11 protein-coding genes and 2 pseudogenes are annotated in these 15,438 nt (G+C 62.2%); 4 read left to right on the forward strand and 9 right to left on the reverse strand.

What is annotated here, in order from left to right; all coding sequences use genetic code 11:
- Positions 1-24: 24 nt before the first annotated feature.
- The 4 genes from AC1VV3_RS24400 to AC1VV3_RS24415 form a co-directional block, all read right to left on the reverse strand.
- A complete protein-coding gene (locus AC1VV3_RS24400) occupies positions 25-1,329 on the reverse strand; it encodes an MFS transporter (RefSeq protein WP_482963608.1) in 1,305 nt (434 codons plus the stop codon).
- Between the two features lie 92 nt (positions 1,330-1,421).
- Complete coding sequence (locus AC1VV3_RS24405; protein WP_482963609.1) at positions 1,422-3,629, reverse strand: TonB-dependent receptor; 2,208 nt, start codon at positions 3,627-3,629, stop codon at positions 1,422-1,424.
- A gap of 338 nt (positions 3,630-3,967) precedes the next feature.
- A complete protein-coding gene (locus tag AC1VV3_RS24410; protein ID WP_482963610.1) occupies positions 3,968-4,645 on the reverse strand; it encodes a helix-turn-helix domain-containing protein in 678 nt (225 codons plus the stop codon).
- Positions 4,646-4,736: 91 nt separating this feature from the next.
- Positions 4,737-5,750: a dipeptide epimerase gene (locus AC1VV3_RS24415; RefSeq protein WP_482963611.1), complete on the reverse strand. Its 1,014-nt coding sequence runs from the start codon at positions 5,748-5,750 to the stop codon at positions 4,737-4,739.
- Positions 5,751-6,098: 348 nt separating this feature from the next.
- Here AC1VV3_RS24415 and AC1VV3_RS24420 point away from each other — a divergent pair.
- Both AC1VV3_RS24420 and AC1VV3_RS24425 read left to right on the forward strand, forming a co-directional pair.
- Positions 6,099-6,479 (forward strand): annotated as a pseudogene (locus AC1VV3_RS24420) (tyrosine-type recombinase/integrase); the annotation flags it as partial.
- A pseudogene (locus AC1VV3_RS24425) lies at positions 6,472-6,801 on the forward strand (transposase); the annotation flags it as partial. The pseudogenes AC1VV3_RS24420 and AC1VV3_RS24425, both read left to right, overlap by 8 nt.
- Before the next feature lie 673 nt (positions 6,802-7,474).
- Here the strand turns inward: AC1VV3_RS24425 and AC1VV3_RS24430 are convergent.
- From AC1VV3_RS24430 to AC1VV3_RS24445, 4 genes are read right to left on the reverse strand one after another with little or no spacing between them, the layout of a single operon-like run.
- Positions 7,475-8,155, reverse strand: a complete 681-nt coding sequence (locus AC1VV3_RS24430; protein ID WP_482963612.1) for an isochorismatase family protein — start codon at positions 8,153-8,155, stop codon at positions 7,475-7,477.
- A 2-nt stretch (positions 8,156-8,157) separates the two neighbouring features.
- A complete protein-coding gene (locus AC1VV3_RS24435; protein ID WP_482963613.1) occupies positions 8,158-9,081 on the reverse strand; it encodes an alpha/beta fold hydrolase in 924 nt (307 codons plus the stop codon).
- Position 9,082: 1 nt separating this feature from the next.
- Positions 9,083-9,775 carry an alpha/beta fold hydrolase gene (locus tag AC1VV3_RS24440; RefSeq protein WP_482963614.1) on the reverse strand — a complete coding sequence of 231 codons (693 nt, stop codon included), beginning with the start codon at positions 9,773-9,775 and terminating at the stop codon, positions 9,083-9,085.
- A gap of 51 nt (positions 9,776-9,826) precedes the next feature.
- Positions 9,827-10,801, reverse strand: coding sequence for an alpha/beta fold hydrolase (locus tag AC1VV3_RS24445; protein ID WP_482963615.1), 975 nt, complete (start codon positions 10,799-10,801; stop codon positions 9,827-9,829).
- A 255-nt stretch (positions 10,802-11,056) separates the two neighbouring features.
- On the opposite strand from AC1VV3_RS24445, the gene AC1VV3_RS24450 reads away from it, so the two are divergent.
- Together AC1VV3_RS24450 and AC1VV3_RS24455 are read left to right on the forward strand one after the other, a co-directional pair.
- Positions 11,057-14,143, forward strand: a complete 3,087-nt coding sequence (locus tag AC1VV3_RS24450) for a sensor histidine kinase (RefSeq protein WP_482963616.1) — start codon at positions 11,057-11,059, stop codon at positions 14,141-14,143.
- Positions 14,140-14,754 carry a response regulator gene (locus AC1VV3_RS24455; RefSeq protein WP_482963617.1) on the forward strand — a complete coding sequence of 205 codons (615 nt, stop codon included), beginning with the start codon at positions 14,140-14,142 and terminating at the stop codon, positions 14,752-14,754. Before AC1VV3_RS24450 ends, AC1VV3_RS24455 begins: the two co-directional genes overlap by 4 nt.
- On the opposite strand, the gene AC1VV3_RS24460 is transcribed toward AC1VV3_RS24455, so the two are convergent.
- A complete protein-coding gene (locus tag AC1VV3_RS24460; RefSeq protein WP_482963618.1) occupies positions 14,741-15,289 on the reverse strand; it encodes a winged helix-turn-helix domain-containing protein in 549 nt (182 codons plus the stop codon). The genes AC1VV3_RS24455 and AC1VV3_RS24460 overlap by 14 nt on opposite strands.
- Positions 15,290-15,438 lie beyond the last annotated feature (149 nt).

Below are 15,438 nucleotides of genomic sequence, written 5' to 3' on the forward strand. Positions count from 1 at the left end.
GATACGAGGTTGCGGATGCGGCATCTAGGCTGCGGCAGGCACTGGCTGCGCAGAAAATTTCCTTCCGCGAGAGGCCCACCAGAAACAGGCCGAAGCCATCAGTGCGAAGGGAGCGCCCACCGCCGCCATGCCATGGCCCAGCATCGCATCGCCGCCGAACGCCGCGCTGGCCATGGCGACAAGCGGCGCCGCAAAGGCACCGCCCAGCGAAACCGTCACGACATAGAAGCCCATTACGACGCCGCGCAACTCATTGGGAATCGTGAAGCTTATGGCGACCATCGGAATGGTGATCGCGACCGCGAAAGCAACGGTAAAGCAGATGGCCGCCACGGCGAACCAGACGAGGTTCGGCATCATCGCGACAAAAGAGGCCGGCGCACATGCGGCTGCTGCAAAGGCTGCCGGTCGCATAACACTGCCCTGCCCTTCGCGGTGGCGAAAATATTCGCTCAACCTGCCTCCCACGACCATTCCTACCAGCACCGAGATGAGCGAAACCGTACCGAACCACCCGGCAAAATCGCCGGGTTGTTGACCGTAAATGCGCGTGAGCGCGGGCGCCATCCAACTTACCACCCCGGTAGACATCCCTGATAGGAACGTCGTTCCTGCAAGCAGCGGAACGAGAAAGCGGCGGTACGCCCACAGTTCACGGATGCTGCCGCCACCTTCTTGCCGAACTTCCATGCGATCCGGTTCGCGGAGTGAGAGGATCGCCGGAATGAGCAACAGCCCGGCGGCGGCGAAGCCCAGCGACACCAGTCGCCAGGGAGTAAACCCAAAGAGTAGCTGAGATCCACTGGCAGCCAGATGGGTTAGCGCGCCCAGACCGAAACCGCCGACGAAGATCGCCCCGGCCTGACCGATACCCTGGCCGATGCCATAGGAGGTCGTCGCCATTGCCCGTCGTTCCGGTGCAAAGTAGTCGGCAAGCAACGACATGGCCGTGGGCAACGTGATTGCGTTAGCGATCCCGAGCACCGCCTTGCTAGCGACCAGCAGCCATACCCCCTTGGAAAGCGCAGTGAGCACCAGGCCAAGACACCATAGCAGCATCGCCGCCGCCATCATCCGCACCCTGTCCGAACGGTCCGCCAGCAGCCCCATAGGAATGCAGAACAGTGCATAGGCCCCGTAGAGGACAGTGGTGTTGGCAAGACCTACCTCGATGTCGGTCAATCCAAGCTCATGTTTGATTGGTTCGACCAGGAGCGAGATCACGTAGATGTCCATAGCCGTGAAGAAGGCGATGGCGACGATAATGACCTGCGAACGGCGCGCCTTCGCTAGGTTGGGGTAGGCCGTCTGGCTGAACTCTGCAGACATGCACGTTTCCTCGAAAGGCTCGCGGGGAAGGATGGCTATCAACCGCAGGTGCGGCGGTGCCGCCCCGCCGCCGGCAGTCTCGCGAGTGGGTCCTAGAAGTGCGCGCTAAGTTGCAGTCCGACCGTGCGGGGCCGCAGGATCAGCACTTGCGCGGGACCACCCAGTTGGGACAGGACCGTCTGCCCGGCCAGTTGGCCCCGCGTATCGAACAGATTGCGGACATATATCTGCGCATCGACGGGTCCCAAGGCCATACTCGCGCGCAGATCGAGGGTTACGTAATCGGGCACGTCGTACTGCCGCAACGCCGGGCTGGCGTCGAAGCTTGCCGTGCTGTCGGAAGCAAAGCGCAACGTCGCGCCCAGCCCCGGCTTGAGATCGCTGTCGGGCAGGACATAGTCGGCATTAAGCGCGGCCGTGAAATGCGGCGTATTCGGCAAGCGTTCTCCCTTGCGGGCGCCGAGCAGCGGCACGTCCTGCGTCAGATAACCGTCGTTGTAGGCAAAATTCGCCGCCGCGACGAAGCCCGGCCCCGGACGTGCGGTCAGCGCCAGTTCGGCACCCTTGATATGCGCGCCCGGCCCGTTGGTGAAATTGCTAACGCCGGCAACCGGGCTGAGAAGCTGGATATCCTTCCAGTCGATGTAATAGCCTGACAGATCCAGGCCGAAGCTGTGATCGGCAGTCTCCGCCTTTATGCCCAGTTCGTAGCTATCCAGCGAATCCGAATCGAAAGTGGCGGGCGACGGTTCCGCGGTGGTCGGGTCTATTACGCGGAAGTTCGGGCCGCCCGGTCGATAGCCCGTAGCGAAACGGGCATAGGCCGTCACGTTGCGGCTGAAGCGGTAGCGGGCATTGGCCAGATAGGTGACGACGCTTTCGCTGGAACTCGACCCCGGCGCCGATACGACGAAGATGCCCGAGGCGTTCTGCGTGAATTTCTGCCGGTTGTGCGCATAACGGATGCCGCCGCTGACATCGAAAGCATCGGTCAGGTGCCAGGTGAGGTTTCCAAAGGCAGCATATTCCTCGTAAGTGCTGTCAATCTCGGCCGTTACCGCGTTCACCTCCGGCAAGGGAACAAGGCCTGCGCCGTATGTATCGGCAACCTGCTGCAAGAGGCTCTTTTCGCGCGTGTAGAATCCGCCGATCAGCCATTCGAAAGTTCGGCCCGTCGGCGAAGCCAGGCGGATTTCCTGCGCGAATTTGCGGGTCCTTGCCAGTTCGTTGATCGCCACCGCTTCGGCGGGGATATTGGCCAGTATCTGGAGATACGGCGCATAGACGGCCGATCCGTCGGTCGACGCGTACGTCTTGTTCTCCTGATAACTGGTCACCGACGTCAGCGATGCGCCGCCAAAATCGTAGTCGATGGTTGCGCTGCCAAGGCGGAAGTTCGACCGGAAAGGCTCATCCAGCGGATGCACCTGGTCGAGATATCCGGCAACCGGCACGCCATCCAGCCTGATATTGGCATAGCTGCCGCCCTTGCGCCGGATATTCTGCGCAAAGCCGGTGAGCCGGATCGACAGATCCTCCACCGGCGTGAACAGCGCATCGATCCTTCCGCCATAGACTTTGCCGCGATCGACATTTTTTTCGCCGGTCATGGCATTGTCGAAGTAGCCGCCGTCACGGGAATAGTAGCCGCTCGCCCGTACTGCCGCTTTATCGGCGGCGAGCGGAGCATTGACCACGGCCGACGCATCGTAGCTGGTTGCGCCATGCGCCGTCGTCGAGATGCCCGCCTGCGCCTTGGCCTCGAATTCGGTCAGCGACGGCTTGGCCATCACATACTTGAGAACGCCGCCCATCGAACTGGCGCCATAAAGAGTGCCCTGCGGTCCGCGCAGCACTTCGACACGGTCGATATCGAAAAGCCCGGCATCGAGCGCACGGCGCGGGCCGTTGGCGAATGCCGAACTTGAACCATAAGGCACTTCGTCGACATAGATGCCGACCGTCGATGACACATCCGCACCGCTGGTAACCCCGCGCATGCTGATCTGCGACGTACCTGCGCCCTGCGAGGTATATTGAAGCCCGGGAACCATATTGGCGAAGTCGACAAACTGCCGCGCGGCAATCCGCGACATGTCATCCGAGGAAAGCGCAGTGATCGACTGGGGCGTATCGATCAGGCGTTCGGCGCGCTTTTGCGCGGTAACGACGATCTCGCCCGGATATGCGCTGTTGGATGCACCAGAATTGGCGTCCTGCGCGGATGCGGAAGGGATGTAGGATAGCGCCGTACCGGCGGCGAGCAGAAGTCGCAGTTTGCCTCTCGGAATTGTCCTCATGCGAATACCCCTTGTTTGGCAAGCACGGCGGATTGCGCCGCATTTCGATCGGCGTGGGCGCGGGAACGTTCGGGAATGCGGTCGTCACCCCCGGCTGCGACGCTGTAAAGTCGGGGGAAGTTCGATACGGCAGATCCGAACGGTCGGACCGTTCTGCTGCCCCGCGTTTCTGCCCTACCGACCGTGAAACCCCATTGCGCCATAATGCGCCTGCCCTGTCCACATATTTTGCACTTAGTGCAATATATGTTTCAAACTTGCATTTCAAGCAAAATATGAAGGTGCGCGATGGTAGCTAGAACTTGGCGCTATTTCTCCACCTTGTGGCCAGAAAAGGATCAGTTGGTTTGAAGCGCAGCCCAGCTTTCGGGCGTGAAAACCTGCGTTTCGAAGAGCCCTTGGTCTGCATCGGGGCCGTGATAATAGGTAACCAGAAGCTCCGCCGGAGGGCCATGTGCGGCGACGGTACTGTGCCACATGGATCCATCCATGAAGAGCGCATCACCGGTTTCCAGAACGAGCGGCGCATGCCCTTCGCAATATATCAGAACGTCGCCGCGCAGTACGTAGATGATCTTTTCGCCGGGATGGCGCACGAACTCGGATTCCCAGATGCTGATCGATTCTATCGCGACCTGCATGCAATCCAGCGCACGGCTGCTGTCGGGCTCGAAAAGATGCTTGAGATTAAGTTCGCGGTAGCTGCTTGCCTTGCTGCCGCGCGTCCGCTCGCGATCGACGGCAAGGCGCCGATCGTTGATCCTGCGCGGGCTCTTGCGACCGCCCCCATCAACGCCACCGCGATCCGGGGCGGCCTTGCGGGCGACCAGATCCTCGGGCGCGATTTCAAGCGCCTTGGCAAGCAACTCCACCTTCTCGATCGTCAACCCCAGCTGGGTATTCTCGATCCGCGAAAGCGACGATACCGATATGCCGGTCAGTTCGGACAGACGCTCAAGCGTCATTTTCCGGCGCTTTCGAAGGGTACGCAGCAATGCGCCGATCGTGTCCGGCATTTCGCCCGCCTGCCTGCGCCCGTCTTTGACGATGTTCATGTATGCCTGTTAATCCCTGCCTCGGGGCTTGGCTAGATCGGAGCAGCGGCGATCAGCCCCACAGTTCGGGGGTGAAGCGATGCAGGCACCGGCCGTCGTGATGCACGCCGGCATCGGCGCGGTCCTTGACGATGAGCGGCACGTCGAGATCGACGACCTCGCAAAGCGATGCGACCACATAGGCCGGCGCCATCGCCAGCCCGGAACCCAGCATGCATCCCACCATCAAGCGGAATCCTCTGGCCCGTGCCGCATCGGCTAACGCCAGGCCTTCGGTAAGGCCGCCGGTCTTGTCCAGCTTGATGTTGACGTATTCGTACCGGTCAACCAGCCGGTCCAGGTCAGTGCGATCGTGACAGGATTCGTCCGCGCAAAGCCTGACGGCATGATTGTATTCGTCGAGCAGATGATCGTCCTGCGGCGGCAGCGGCTGCTCGATCATGAACACCCCCGCATCGGCAAGGCGGGGAGCCATTGCGTTCAGCCGCTCCAGCGTCCATCCGGCGTTGACGTCGACGAACAGTGGAATATCGGGCAACACCGAACGGACAGCCGCCACGCATTCCAGATCGGCTTCGCCGCCCAGTTTCAGCTTGATCATCGACGCGCCTCGAAGCGTCGCCGCGAATTTGGCGGTCGCCTCGGGCGCCATGATGCCGATGGTGACATCGGAAGTAATCTTGCTCGGGGCACGCAACCCGGCGTTTTCCCAAACCGAGCGCCCCGATCTCTTCGCCTCCAGATCCCACAGGGCGCAATCTAGCGCGTTTCGTGCCGACCGCCCCGGCATAGCGCTCTGCAGGGTCAGCCGATCCAATTCTCCGTTTTCCAGCAGGGGGGCAATCGCCTCGATCTCGGCCAACGTCGAGTCCGCATCCTGGTTATAGATGCTCATCGGGCAACACTCTCCGCGCCCGATCACTCCGCAGTCGGAAGCGTCGACCTCGACCACATCAAGCCCGGAAATCGTGCCGAATGCGACCCGGAAAGGCTGATCGAGCCCAATGAACCTCTTTCGGGCCGAAATTTTCATGCCGCATCGCTCCATATTTTGCGTCTTGAGCAATATGGAAGCATATTTTGCATTTGAAGCAAATCTGTTTTTGCAAATCTCCAATCGCTCTTACGTTATGCCCGCGCCGTGTCGGAAGAATCCGCTGGCGCGGGCGGGTCGGGTGGGCGAAGTCGCGAAGTAGAGTAGGATTTTCGGTAGGCTATGGTCGCAGTCCCAGCATGGAGTTCCCTTCAAAGAGAGGAACCTGCTATGCCTACGCCATCGACCGAAGCCCCCCTCACTCCGCGGCGTCGGCGCATGCTGCACGATATGATGATGCGCGGCCTAGTGCTGCGTACACCGGACCGGTAAATCCGGCACGTGCGGCGTTTCGCAGCCTACCTCGGCCGCCCGCCCAATATGGCAACGGCGGAGGATCTGCGTAATTTCCAGATCCACCAGCGCGAGAGCGGCGCCGACGCCGGCACCATCAATGGCGCGGTGTCGGCGCTGCGCTTCCTTTACACCGTCACGCTCCGGCGCCGAGACCTGGCGCGCGCGCTGGTCGCGACACGCCGCCCGGACAAGATGCGCGAAGTCCTCAGCGTCGAGGAGGCCTCCCAGTTGCTCGAAGCGGCACCTGGCATCAAGTACAAAGCCGCGCTTGGCGCTCCCTATGGTGCAGGCCTGCGCGTTTCTGAGGTCGCCCATCTCCAGGTCGACGATATCGATAGCGAGCGCATGCTGATCCGGGTTGAACAGGGCAAGGGCGCGCGCGATCGCAGCGCCATGCTATCGCCGCCCCGAACGTCAGCGCGTGATGACGCTCGCGACCCACGAGTTCATCCGCTGCTTCCTGACGCACGTCCTGCCTCGAGGCTTCCATCGCATCCGCCATTCCGGCCTGCTCGCCGGCTCCACACGCAAGGCCATGCTTGGCCTGGCCCGCCACCTTCTCCACGTTGCCACGCCGAGCGAACCACCGCCCGAGCAGACGCAAGACTATCGGCCGCCATGCCCCTGCTGCGGCGGGCACATGCTCGTCATCGAAGCCTTTCCCCGCTGGCACCAACCTCGCGCTCCGCCGCCACCCACCATGCCCATCCGGATACCCGCGCCATGAGCCGGCATGGCTTGATCTTCTACAAGGTCCGCGCCTCAACGCGCTGGGCAACGCCCCGCACGCCCTTCACCTTCCTGCTGCGTGGTGCGGCGCTCTGCGAACCGCCTCCACGTGCCTCCCGGCTGCCCCGGGACCCCGGAGAACATCGGCTCTTGCACCACAGCGCGTGCGCACATCCCGACCACACCCTCCTGAAGCACAATTCTCGATAGCTCGGCGCAAGGCGCCCGCGGGTTCTTCCATTGCGCGATTTCGTACGCTCAAGCGCCCGAAATCCTTCGACTAGGCGGTCGTAGAGCGCCCTGATCTCGGTTCCTTGATAGCTGCTGTCGATTTCACCAAGTTGAAGCTGAAGCTGAACCTGAACGTGTCGTGGACTTTACTGCCGTTCAGCCGCAGGGCTGCCAGCGGCCGCTTCGTTAACAGAACCGGACGATCACATGGACGGCCTCAAGCGGCAAAGAGCCGTCCGGGCGTTGCGAGACGAGCCACTCCGGACACGCAGACTTGGCCGACGTCAGCGATAGCTTGCGGGCCTTCGTCGGCGGCACTGGGCCAACTATGAATGAAGCCGCTTAGAAACGGCCGCGGTCTTCGGATCGGCAGCGCGCCAGAATGGCAGCAACACCAATAGAGCGCCGAAGACAAGCGCTTGGGTTCGGGCGTCCAGCGCTCAAACGATTGCTTGGGCGGCTTTCTGCGCCCGCACATAGCTTTCCACCACCGCTGCATAGTTCGGTGCAACGAGGCCATAAAGATGGACCAAATCGGCCGCCTCCGGACGTGCCCAGGTGCGGTGAAGCTCCGAAAGCAGGGCGTTGGTCGATGTCGGCTTGACGCCGCCCTGGACGAACCGGGCAAGTGATGTTCGCGATGCCATTTCGCTGGGATCGCCCGAAGCGTCAAGGACCGCATAAACGTCGTAGCCGGCGGCGACGGCATCCAGCGCCGGGAACATCACACAGACGCTGGTCCAAACGCCCGCCATGACGAGAGTCCTGCGGCCGGTGGATTTTACCTCTGCCACGAAATCGTCGTTGTCCCAGGCGTTGACTTCGCCCTTGCGAGGCACATAGACCGCATGCGGCGCGTGACAGTGGATCTCCGGCATGAGCGGCCCGTTGCTGCCCGCAGGTTCGGACGCCGTGGTGATCACCGGGATGTGCAGCAACGTCGACAACCTGGCGATCATCTCCACGTTGCGCCGCAGGTCGGCAACCGGAATGTCCTTGACGGTCTGGAACAGCCCGGACTGATGATCGAGCAGCAGGATCAGCGTGTCGGCCGGCTCCATGAGCGCGGCGCCCCCGCCGGAGGGAAGAATGCTCGACTTGGCACGCATTGGAGTCTCCATGGTCATGCTCCTTCTTTGGTACAGACGGATGTTAGCGCCCCGGTGATGGGCTGGCGGCCCAGAAAATCTCGGATCAGGGGCACCATTTCGTCCGCCTTGTCCTCAAGTGCGAAGTGCCCGGTGTCGAGCAGATGCAGTTCAGCACGCGGCAGGTCCCGCAGGAATGCCTCCGCGCCTTCAACGGAAAAGATCGGATCGTTCCGCCCCCACAAGATCAGAGTAGGAGGCTGGGAAGCGCGAAAGTAGGCATGGATCGCCGGATAGAGCGCAACATTGGTGCGATAGTCGTAGATGATTGCAAATTGGATCGCTTGGTTTCCCGGGCGATCGAGGAAGAGCTGATCGTGCAGCCATGCTGCCGGGTCGATCCGGGTTTCATCCCTTATCCCGGCCACGTACTGAAAACGCGTACTCTCTTGCGTGAAAAAAGGGAGCATGGCGGCCCGGTTGGCTTCGCTGTTGTCAGCCCAAAGCGCGCGTGTCGGCGCCCAGAAATCCTGCATGCCTTCTTCGTAGGCATTGCCGTTCTGGACGATCAGAGCCGTGACCCGATCGGGGTGCTTGAGCGCCAGTCGAAAGCCCGTCGGCGCGCCATAGTCCATCACATAGAGGGCATATAGGTCGACGCCCAACGCCGCTAGCAGGCCGTCCACCACGTCGGCAAATGAAGCAAAGCTGTATTCATAGCTGCCGGGGGGCGGCGCGGCTGATAGTCCAAAACCAGGAAGGTCCGGCGCGATGACGCGGTAAGTGTCCGCGAGCGCCGGGATGAGGTTGCGGTACATGTGCGAAGAGCTGGGAAAGCCGTGCAGCAGGAGCAGGACCGGCGCGTCGGCTGGCCCCGCTTCCCGGTAGAAGATTTCAAGGCCGCCGATCGTGACTGTACGGTGGTGGGTTCCAGGGCGAGGTGCCGATGCAGAGACCATGTCAGGCCACTGTCTGCGCAGCTGCGGAAATGAAGGCGGCGACCTCATGCGGGTGGGTGAGCATCACGGCATGGCTACTGTCGATTTCGGACAATCGAGCGCCGGCCCTCTCCGCCATACGGCGCTGGGCGCTGGGGGGCACCATGCGGTCTGCGCTGGTAAGGAGATAGAAAGTCGGGCGAACCTTCCACCCCACGCGGGTGACTGGTGCGGTAGCAGCGCCGAGCCACCAGGGCACCTGCGCTGCCGCCATGAAGCGGGTGATATCGGGATCGACATCGGCGGCGAACGCTTCGGGAAAGTGCGCCGCATCGACGACAAGGTAGCCATTCTCGGGCGGCAGTACCGGCGCTTTTGCCTCACCCTCCTCTGCTGGGGCTTCGCTCAACGCCGCCACCGATTCCCCGGCTTCGGGGACGAAAGCCGCGATAAAGGCGATGGCTTTGACTTTGGGGTTGTCACCCGCCTCGGTGACGACGGCACCGCCATAGCTGTGGCCGACAAGGACCACCGGGTGGCGTGCCTCGGCAATCGCCCGCTCCGTCGCCGCCACATCGCCCTCCAGCGTAATCGCGGGGTTCTGCACGACCAGCACTTCATACCCTTCCGCCGACAGCAGCGTGTACACCGTCTGCCAGCCGGAGCCATCGACGAACGCGCCGTGCACGAGCACAACCGATAGGTTCTTGGACATATCTGGTCCTTTCGAGAGAACGCGCGCCGCACCGCCGCGCGTTCCCGGTTGCTATTCGCAGATCTTGCGATCGAGAAAGTTCCGGATCAGCGGCGCCATGACATCCAGCCGATCCTCAAGCGCGAAATGGCCGGAATCGAGGATATGGATCTCGGCATCGGGGAGATCGCGCAGATATGGGTGTGCGCCGGCTTCGGGGAAAATCTTGTCGTTCTTGCCCCAGACGATCAGCGTCGGCGGCTTTCGCTCGCGGAAGAAGGCCTGGAATTGCGGATAGAGCGGCACGTTGGAGCCATAGTCTCCCAGCATATCGAGCTGGACGTCGCGGTTGCCCGGCCGGTCGAGAAGCGCTTGGTCGTGGACCCAGTTATCCGGGCTGATACGCTCTACATCGCCCATGCCATCGGTATATTGAAACTTCGTGATCTCCAGCGTGACCAGGCCATTCAGCGCATCGCGATTTTTCTGCGAACGGTCACGCCAATAGACTTTGATCGGATCCCAGAAAGGAGACTGAAGGCCTTCCACATAGGCATTGCCGTTCTGGACGATCAGACCGCTGACGCGTTCGGGATGCTTCAGGGCCAAACGATAGCCAATCGGTGCTCCGTAATCCATGACGTACATCGCATAACGACTGGCGCCGATCTGGGTCACCAGCTTGTCGACGATGTCCGCTTGATGCGCGAAAGTATAGGCGAACTTCGTATGGTCGGGCGCGTCGCTCTGCCCGTATCCCGGATAGTCCGGCGCTATGACGTGGTAGCGATCGGCCAGAAGGGGAATGAGGTTGCGGAACATGTGAGACGAAGTCGGAAATCCGTGCAGCAGCAGCAGAACCGGCGCCCCGACCGGCCCCGCTTCGCGATAGGAGACTCTCACCCCTTCGATCTGCATGGACATGTAGTAGATGACGGGGACGGGGCGTGCGGCGGATTGCTGCGCGGCTGCCGGGCAGCCCGTTTGCGCGGCAGCCGGTACGGCCAGCATCGCGCCGGCCAGTGCTATGGGGATCAGTCGTTTCATGCGTCGTTCCTCCGTCGGGGCAGATTTGCCGGGACAGTGTCACCGCCTCGCCATGACATTGTGCGTCCGGAGTATCACCGCGGCGCCAGCCGACAGAGTAAAGCGCGGTAAGATGGCGTAGTCGTTCGAGTGGCGCGCACGGCAAAGGGTTGCTAGTCCGAGTGCCTGCGGGCAAAGTTTTGGACGGGCGTGGGTGTCACTAACGGTTGCAGCGCCCCCCGGCCTGTTCGAGGTACGGACTATTAGGGGGCAAGCATGCAAGCGGAGTTTGGCCGTTTCCGCACATCCGTCGCGATCCTGCGGCTGTGGCTCTGCGTCTTGCTACTGCCCGTGGCCATGCTGGTCGCCGGCACGGCATGTCTAGCGCGCGATGGGCAGTTCGGACTGGCCCAGTTCAAACATACGCGCTGGACGATTGATGACGGCGCCCCAACCAGCATCACCGCGATTGCACAAACCCCGGACGGTTGGCTTTGGCTCGCCGCGTCAGAGGGTTTATTTCGCTTCGACGGCGTCACGTTCGAGCGTGTGCCGCTGCCCGCCGGGTCACGGATGGAGCGCGCCTCCCCGTCCGCGCTCCTGGTTTCGCGGACCGGCGAACTGTGGGTAGGCTTCGCGCAAAACGGCGGTGTCGCGATCTATCGCCGAGGAATGCTGCACGCAGTGTCGATGGGAGAGCCGCCTTCCCGAATACTGGGCTTCTCCCAGACATCCGACAAAGCGATTTGGGCTGCCGCGGGCGTATCCTATCATGAGAAACGCCTGTATCGTTTGGCTCACGGCCGGTCGGAGGCGGTGGATGAGCGCCTTGGGCTGCCGGCGGGTTTTCCGGGCCCACCGTGCGCAACCGCAGATGGAACCTTGTGGATCAGCCTGGAGGCGGAGCACAAGAACCTGCTGGTTTCCTTACCTCCAGGCGCGGCACGCTTTCGGGCCAGCCCCGCTCGTATGGAAATGACTGCCGCCTGCTCGGTCGATCGGGCGGGCCGGCTGTGGATTTCCGATAAGGGCGGCACGAGAATGGTGGCTGGTTCCGACGGCCAGACGATCGCCCAGCCCGTCGCCTACCCCGCAGTTCCCAGCTCCGAGCACACCGCCTTGGCATTCGACCCTGCTGGCGGGCTATGGGGAAGCACCAGTTCGGCCGGGGTCTTCTACGTAGCGGATGCGGGCGGTGTGCATCGCACGGCCGCTTCTCCACTTGAGCGATTCAGGGCCGCCGACGGTCTTACGTCGGACGTGATCCGAAGGCCGTTCGTCGACCGGGAAGGCAATATCTGGTTCGGGAGCGAGCTGGGCCTCGACCGGTTTCGCGTGGCGAGCGCTGTGCGGGAATCGCGGATGAGGGGCGACCCTGGCTTGGGTTTTGCCATGAGCGCTTCGAAAGATGAGATCTTCGTGTCGACCGACCATGCGGTATACCAGATCACGCCTGCAGGCCCTCGAAAAGTCCTCGATGGCGGGCTCCTGGGCATATGCCCTGCGAATGGCGGTGGGTTCTGGGGCGTGCTGGATTCCAGGATCACCCATTGGCGCGGCGGCGTCCGGTCGGTGTTGGCTTCGCCGCCAGGGCAAGCCCTGATCGGAACCTGCGCTCAGGACCGTTCCGGCCGCCTCTGGGCCGGGATCATGCCGGGCGACGCGATGTGGCATGACGCCAGCGGTTGGCACCGCCTCAGCAAGTCCGGACCGGTAATGCAGGAGCCTGATCTCGTCGTCACCCCGGCCGGCGACGTCGCCTATGTGGCGTCGCGAGCCCTCGTCCGGCTGAACAGCGGCGGCGCGACGACGACCGACCTGAAGCCGTACGACCCTGGGACCATAAGCAAGATCGCCGTCGGCCCCAGCGACATCTTCATCAGCGGTAACAACGGCCTTTTGCGAATTCGAGGGAGCCATATCACCCGCATTGATGCGCGGCGTTTTCCCTGGGTCGCCCGGCTGAGGGGACTTGTCCAGACAACGCGCGGGGAAACCTGGCTGCGGAGCAACCATTCCATTTCCCAAGTAGCTACTTCCGCCCTGGACCGCGCATTCGAGGATCCGCACGCACCGCTTCCCCGCAGATACTACGATTTGCGCGATGGACTCAGCCCTTCCCAGAACGCGGCGTACCCCGGCCCGCAACTCGGCGGCGGCAGCGATGGAAGGATCGTGCTGCTAGAGCGCCCCGGCGTGTCTTATATCGATGCTTCCAGGCTCGGGAATAACGCGGCGCCTCCCCCAGTCGTGATCCGTTCACTGTCGAGCGCGGGGAATGTCTATCGCGATCCCGCCAAGCTGATGCTGCCGGCCGGCACCCACTCCCTCGACATCGGTTATGCGGGGCTGAGCCTGGCGGCGCCACATCGCATCCAGTTCCGCTACCGCCTCGAAGGTGTAGACGACGACTGGGTTTTGCCTGGCACGCGAAGACTGGCTTCCTATGCCAATCTTGGTCCCGGCGTGTATCGCTTCATTGTGAGCGCGGCAGGCAGCGACGGCCTGTGGAATGCCCATGAGGCGACGCTCGACATAGAAATCCCGCCGACCTTTTTGCAAAGCTGGCCTTTCAAGCTCATGTGCGGGCTGATCGTGCTTGGCTTGCTCTGGCTGGCCTATGCGCTGCGGTTGCGCGCTGTCGCCAGCCGCATCCGCATGCGCATGGCAGAGCGGGTCGAGGAGCGCGAAAGGATTGCCCGCGATCTGCACGATACACTTCTTCAATCGGTGCAAGCGTTGACGCTGCGGTTCCAACTGGTGGTTGACGAACTTCCGATTGAGGAACGCGCTCGCCCCGCACTGGAAGCAGCGATCGATCGCGCGGATCAGGTCATTGCGGAGGGGCGCGATAGGGTCAAGGAACTGCGGTTGCCCCGAGACGGTAACGATATTGCGGAAATCATGGCCAATCTGGTACAGCAGGAGGGCTTCGATCCGCTGACCGCCGTGTCGATCGAGACGGTAGGAACGCCGCGCGCCCTCGACCCGCTGGCGCTTGACGAAATCGCGCGCATCGCCGGGGAGGCAATATTCAACATCCGGCGCCACGCGCGGGCAACCCGTATCGCTATAGAAATCCGCCATCAATTCAACTTCGCCATCTCGTTTGCTGACAACGGCGTGGGGATCGACCCAGACGTTATCGAAGCGGGTAGCAGAGACGGCCATTTCGGCCTGCCCGGGATGCGTGAACGTGCGCGGAAGCTCGACGGCGATTTTGTCATTCGTCGCATCGCGGAAGGTGGCACCCAAGTGCTGCTCGCCATACCTGGCAGGATTGCGTATAAAACCCAGAGGCCCAGTTGGTTTTCGCGCTGGTGGAAGTCATTGACGCGGCCGTCCGGGGACCTGACGACATGATCCGAGTCCTTATCGTCGATGACCATCCGATCGTTCGCGAGGGGATCGCGGCACTGATCGAACGACAATCCGATATGGTCGCCGTCGGCGAAGCCGCAAATGGCGAGGAGGCAGTCGAGCGCTTTACCGCGCTGCTGCCCAATGTAGTCCTGATGGACGTCCAGATGCCTTGCATGGACGGCATCGCCGCAGTGGAAGCCATTCGACGCCTATCAGCGGATGCGGCAATCCTGATGCTCACTACCTATCCCGGTGACGCCCAGGCCGTCCGCGCGATACGCGCCGGAGCGGCAGGCTATCTGCTGAAGAATAGCATACGAAAGGAACTGCTTGACGCGATCCGTTCGGTACATGCGGGCCACCGGACGATTAGCCCGGACATCGCCCATGCCTTGGCGGTCCACGCACTGGATGAACAACTGAACGCGCGTGAGTTGGCGATCCTGCCACTGCTGGCCGAAGGTCAATCGAACAAGCAGATCGCCTGGCATCTCAGCGTCTCGACGGACACGATCAAAGCCAACCTGAAGCAATTGTTTGCCAAGCTAGGCGTGGACGATCGCACTCATGCGGTCACGGTAGCGGCACGGCGTGGTTTCATCGAACGCTAGTTCTATGGCGAGAGGCATTCTCAAAATGCCGCCACTCCTCTGCCGATCCGTGCGGCGATCCGGCCATGATGTGCTGCAACTCCAGCCGGATCGCCTCGACTGCATCGATCAACCCCACTATCTGCTCTACCCTGGCCGTGTTGCCGCCCTCGGCAAGGCAGGTCGAAGGCCGTACCGGCGCAATGAAGCGGTAGCCCCGTCCTACAACTGTTGCGATGTATTGCGGCGTACTATGACTTTCCCCTAGCGCGCGGCGCAGGCTGGCCATAGTGACCTTGAGATTGGCTGCGTCGACAAAGGTCGTTGGCCAGACGCAGGATACGAGTGCTTCCTTGTCGACCAACTCACCGGCGCGTTCGACCAACGCCGTGAGAAGGTCGAGCGCCCGCCCACCGATCCGCACGGGCTTCCCATGGCTGAGCAACAACTGCCGCTCCGGCTTTAGGACGAAGGTCCCGAAAGCGAAGGAGCGGGAGGAGGAACGCTCCCCTTCGCCCATGAGCGTACCCGAAATCCGGACAGCGGCGATCGTCATCGATTGACCTTCCTGCTGCGCCTCGCGAGGCATCAATCCGGCACGCGGCTCGCATTGTGCAACGCGGGCGACAGCCGATAACCCCTTGTAGAGAAACGAGCGCTGCAGCGCGCCCCCCACATGGGTCCAGGCTTATACCCGATCGGGTA

This window comes from Novosphingobium sp. BL-S-34, from assembly GCF_056857015.1.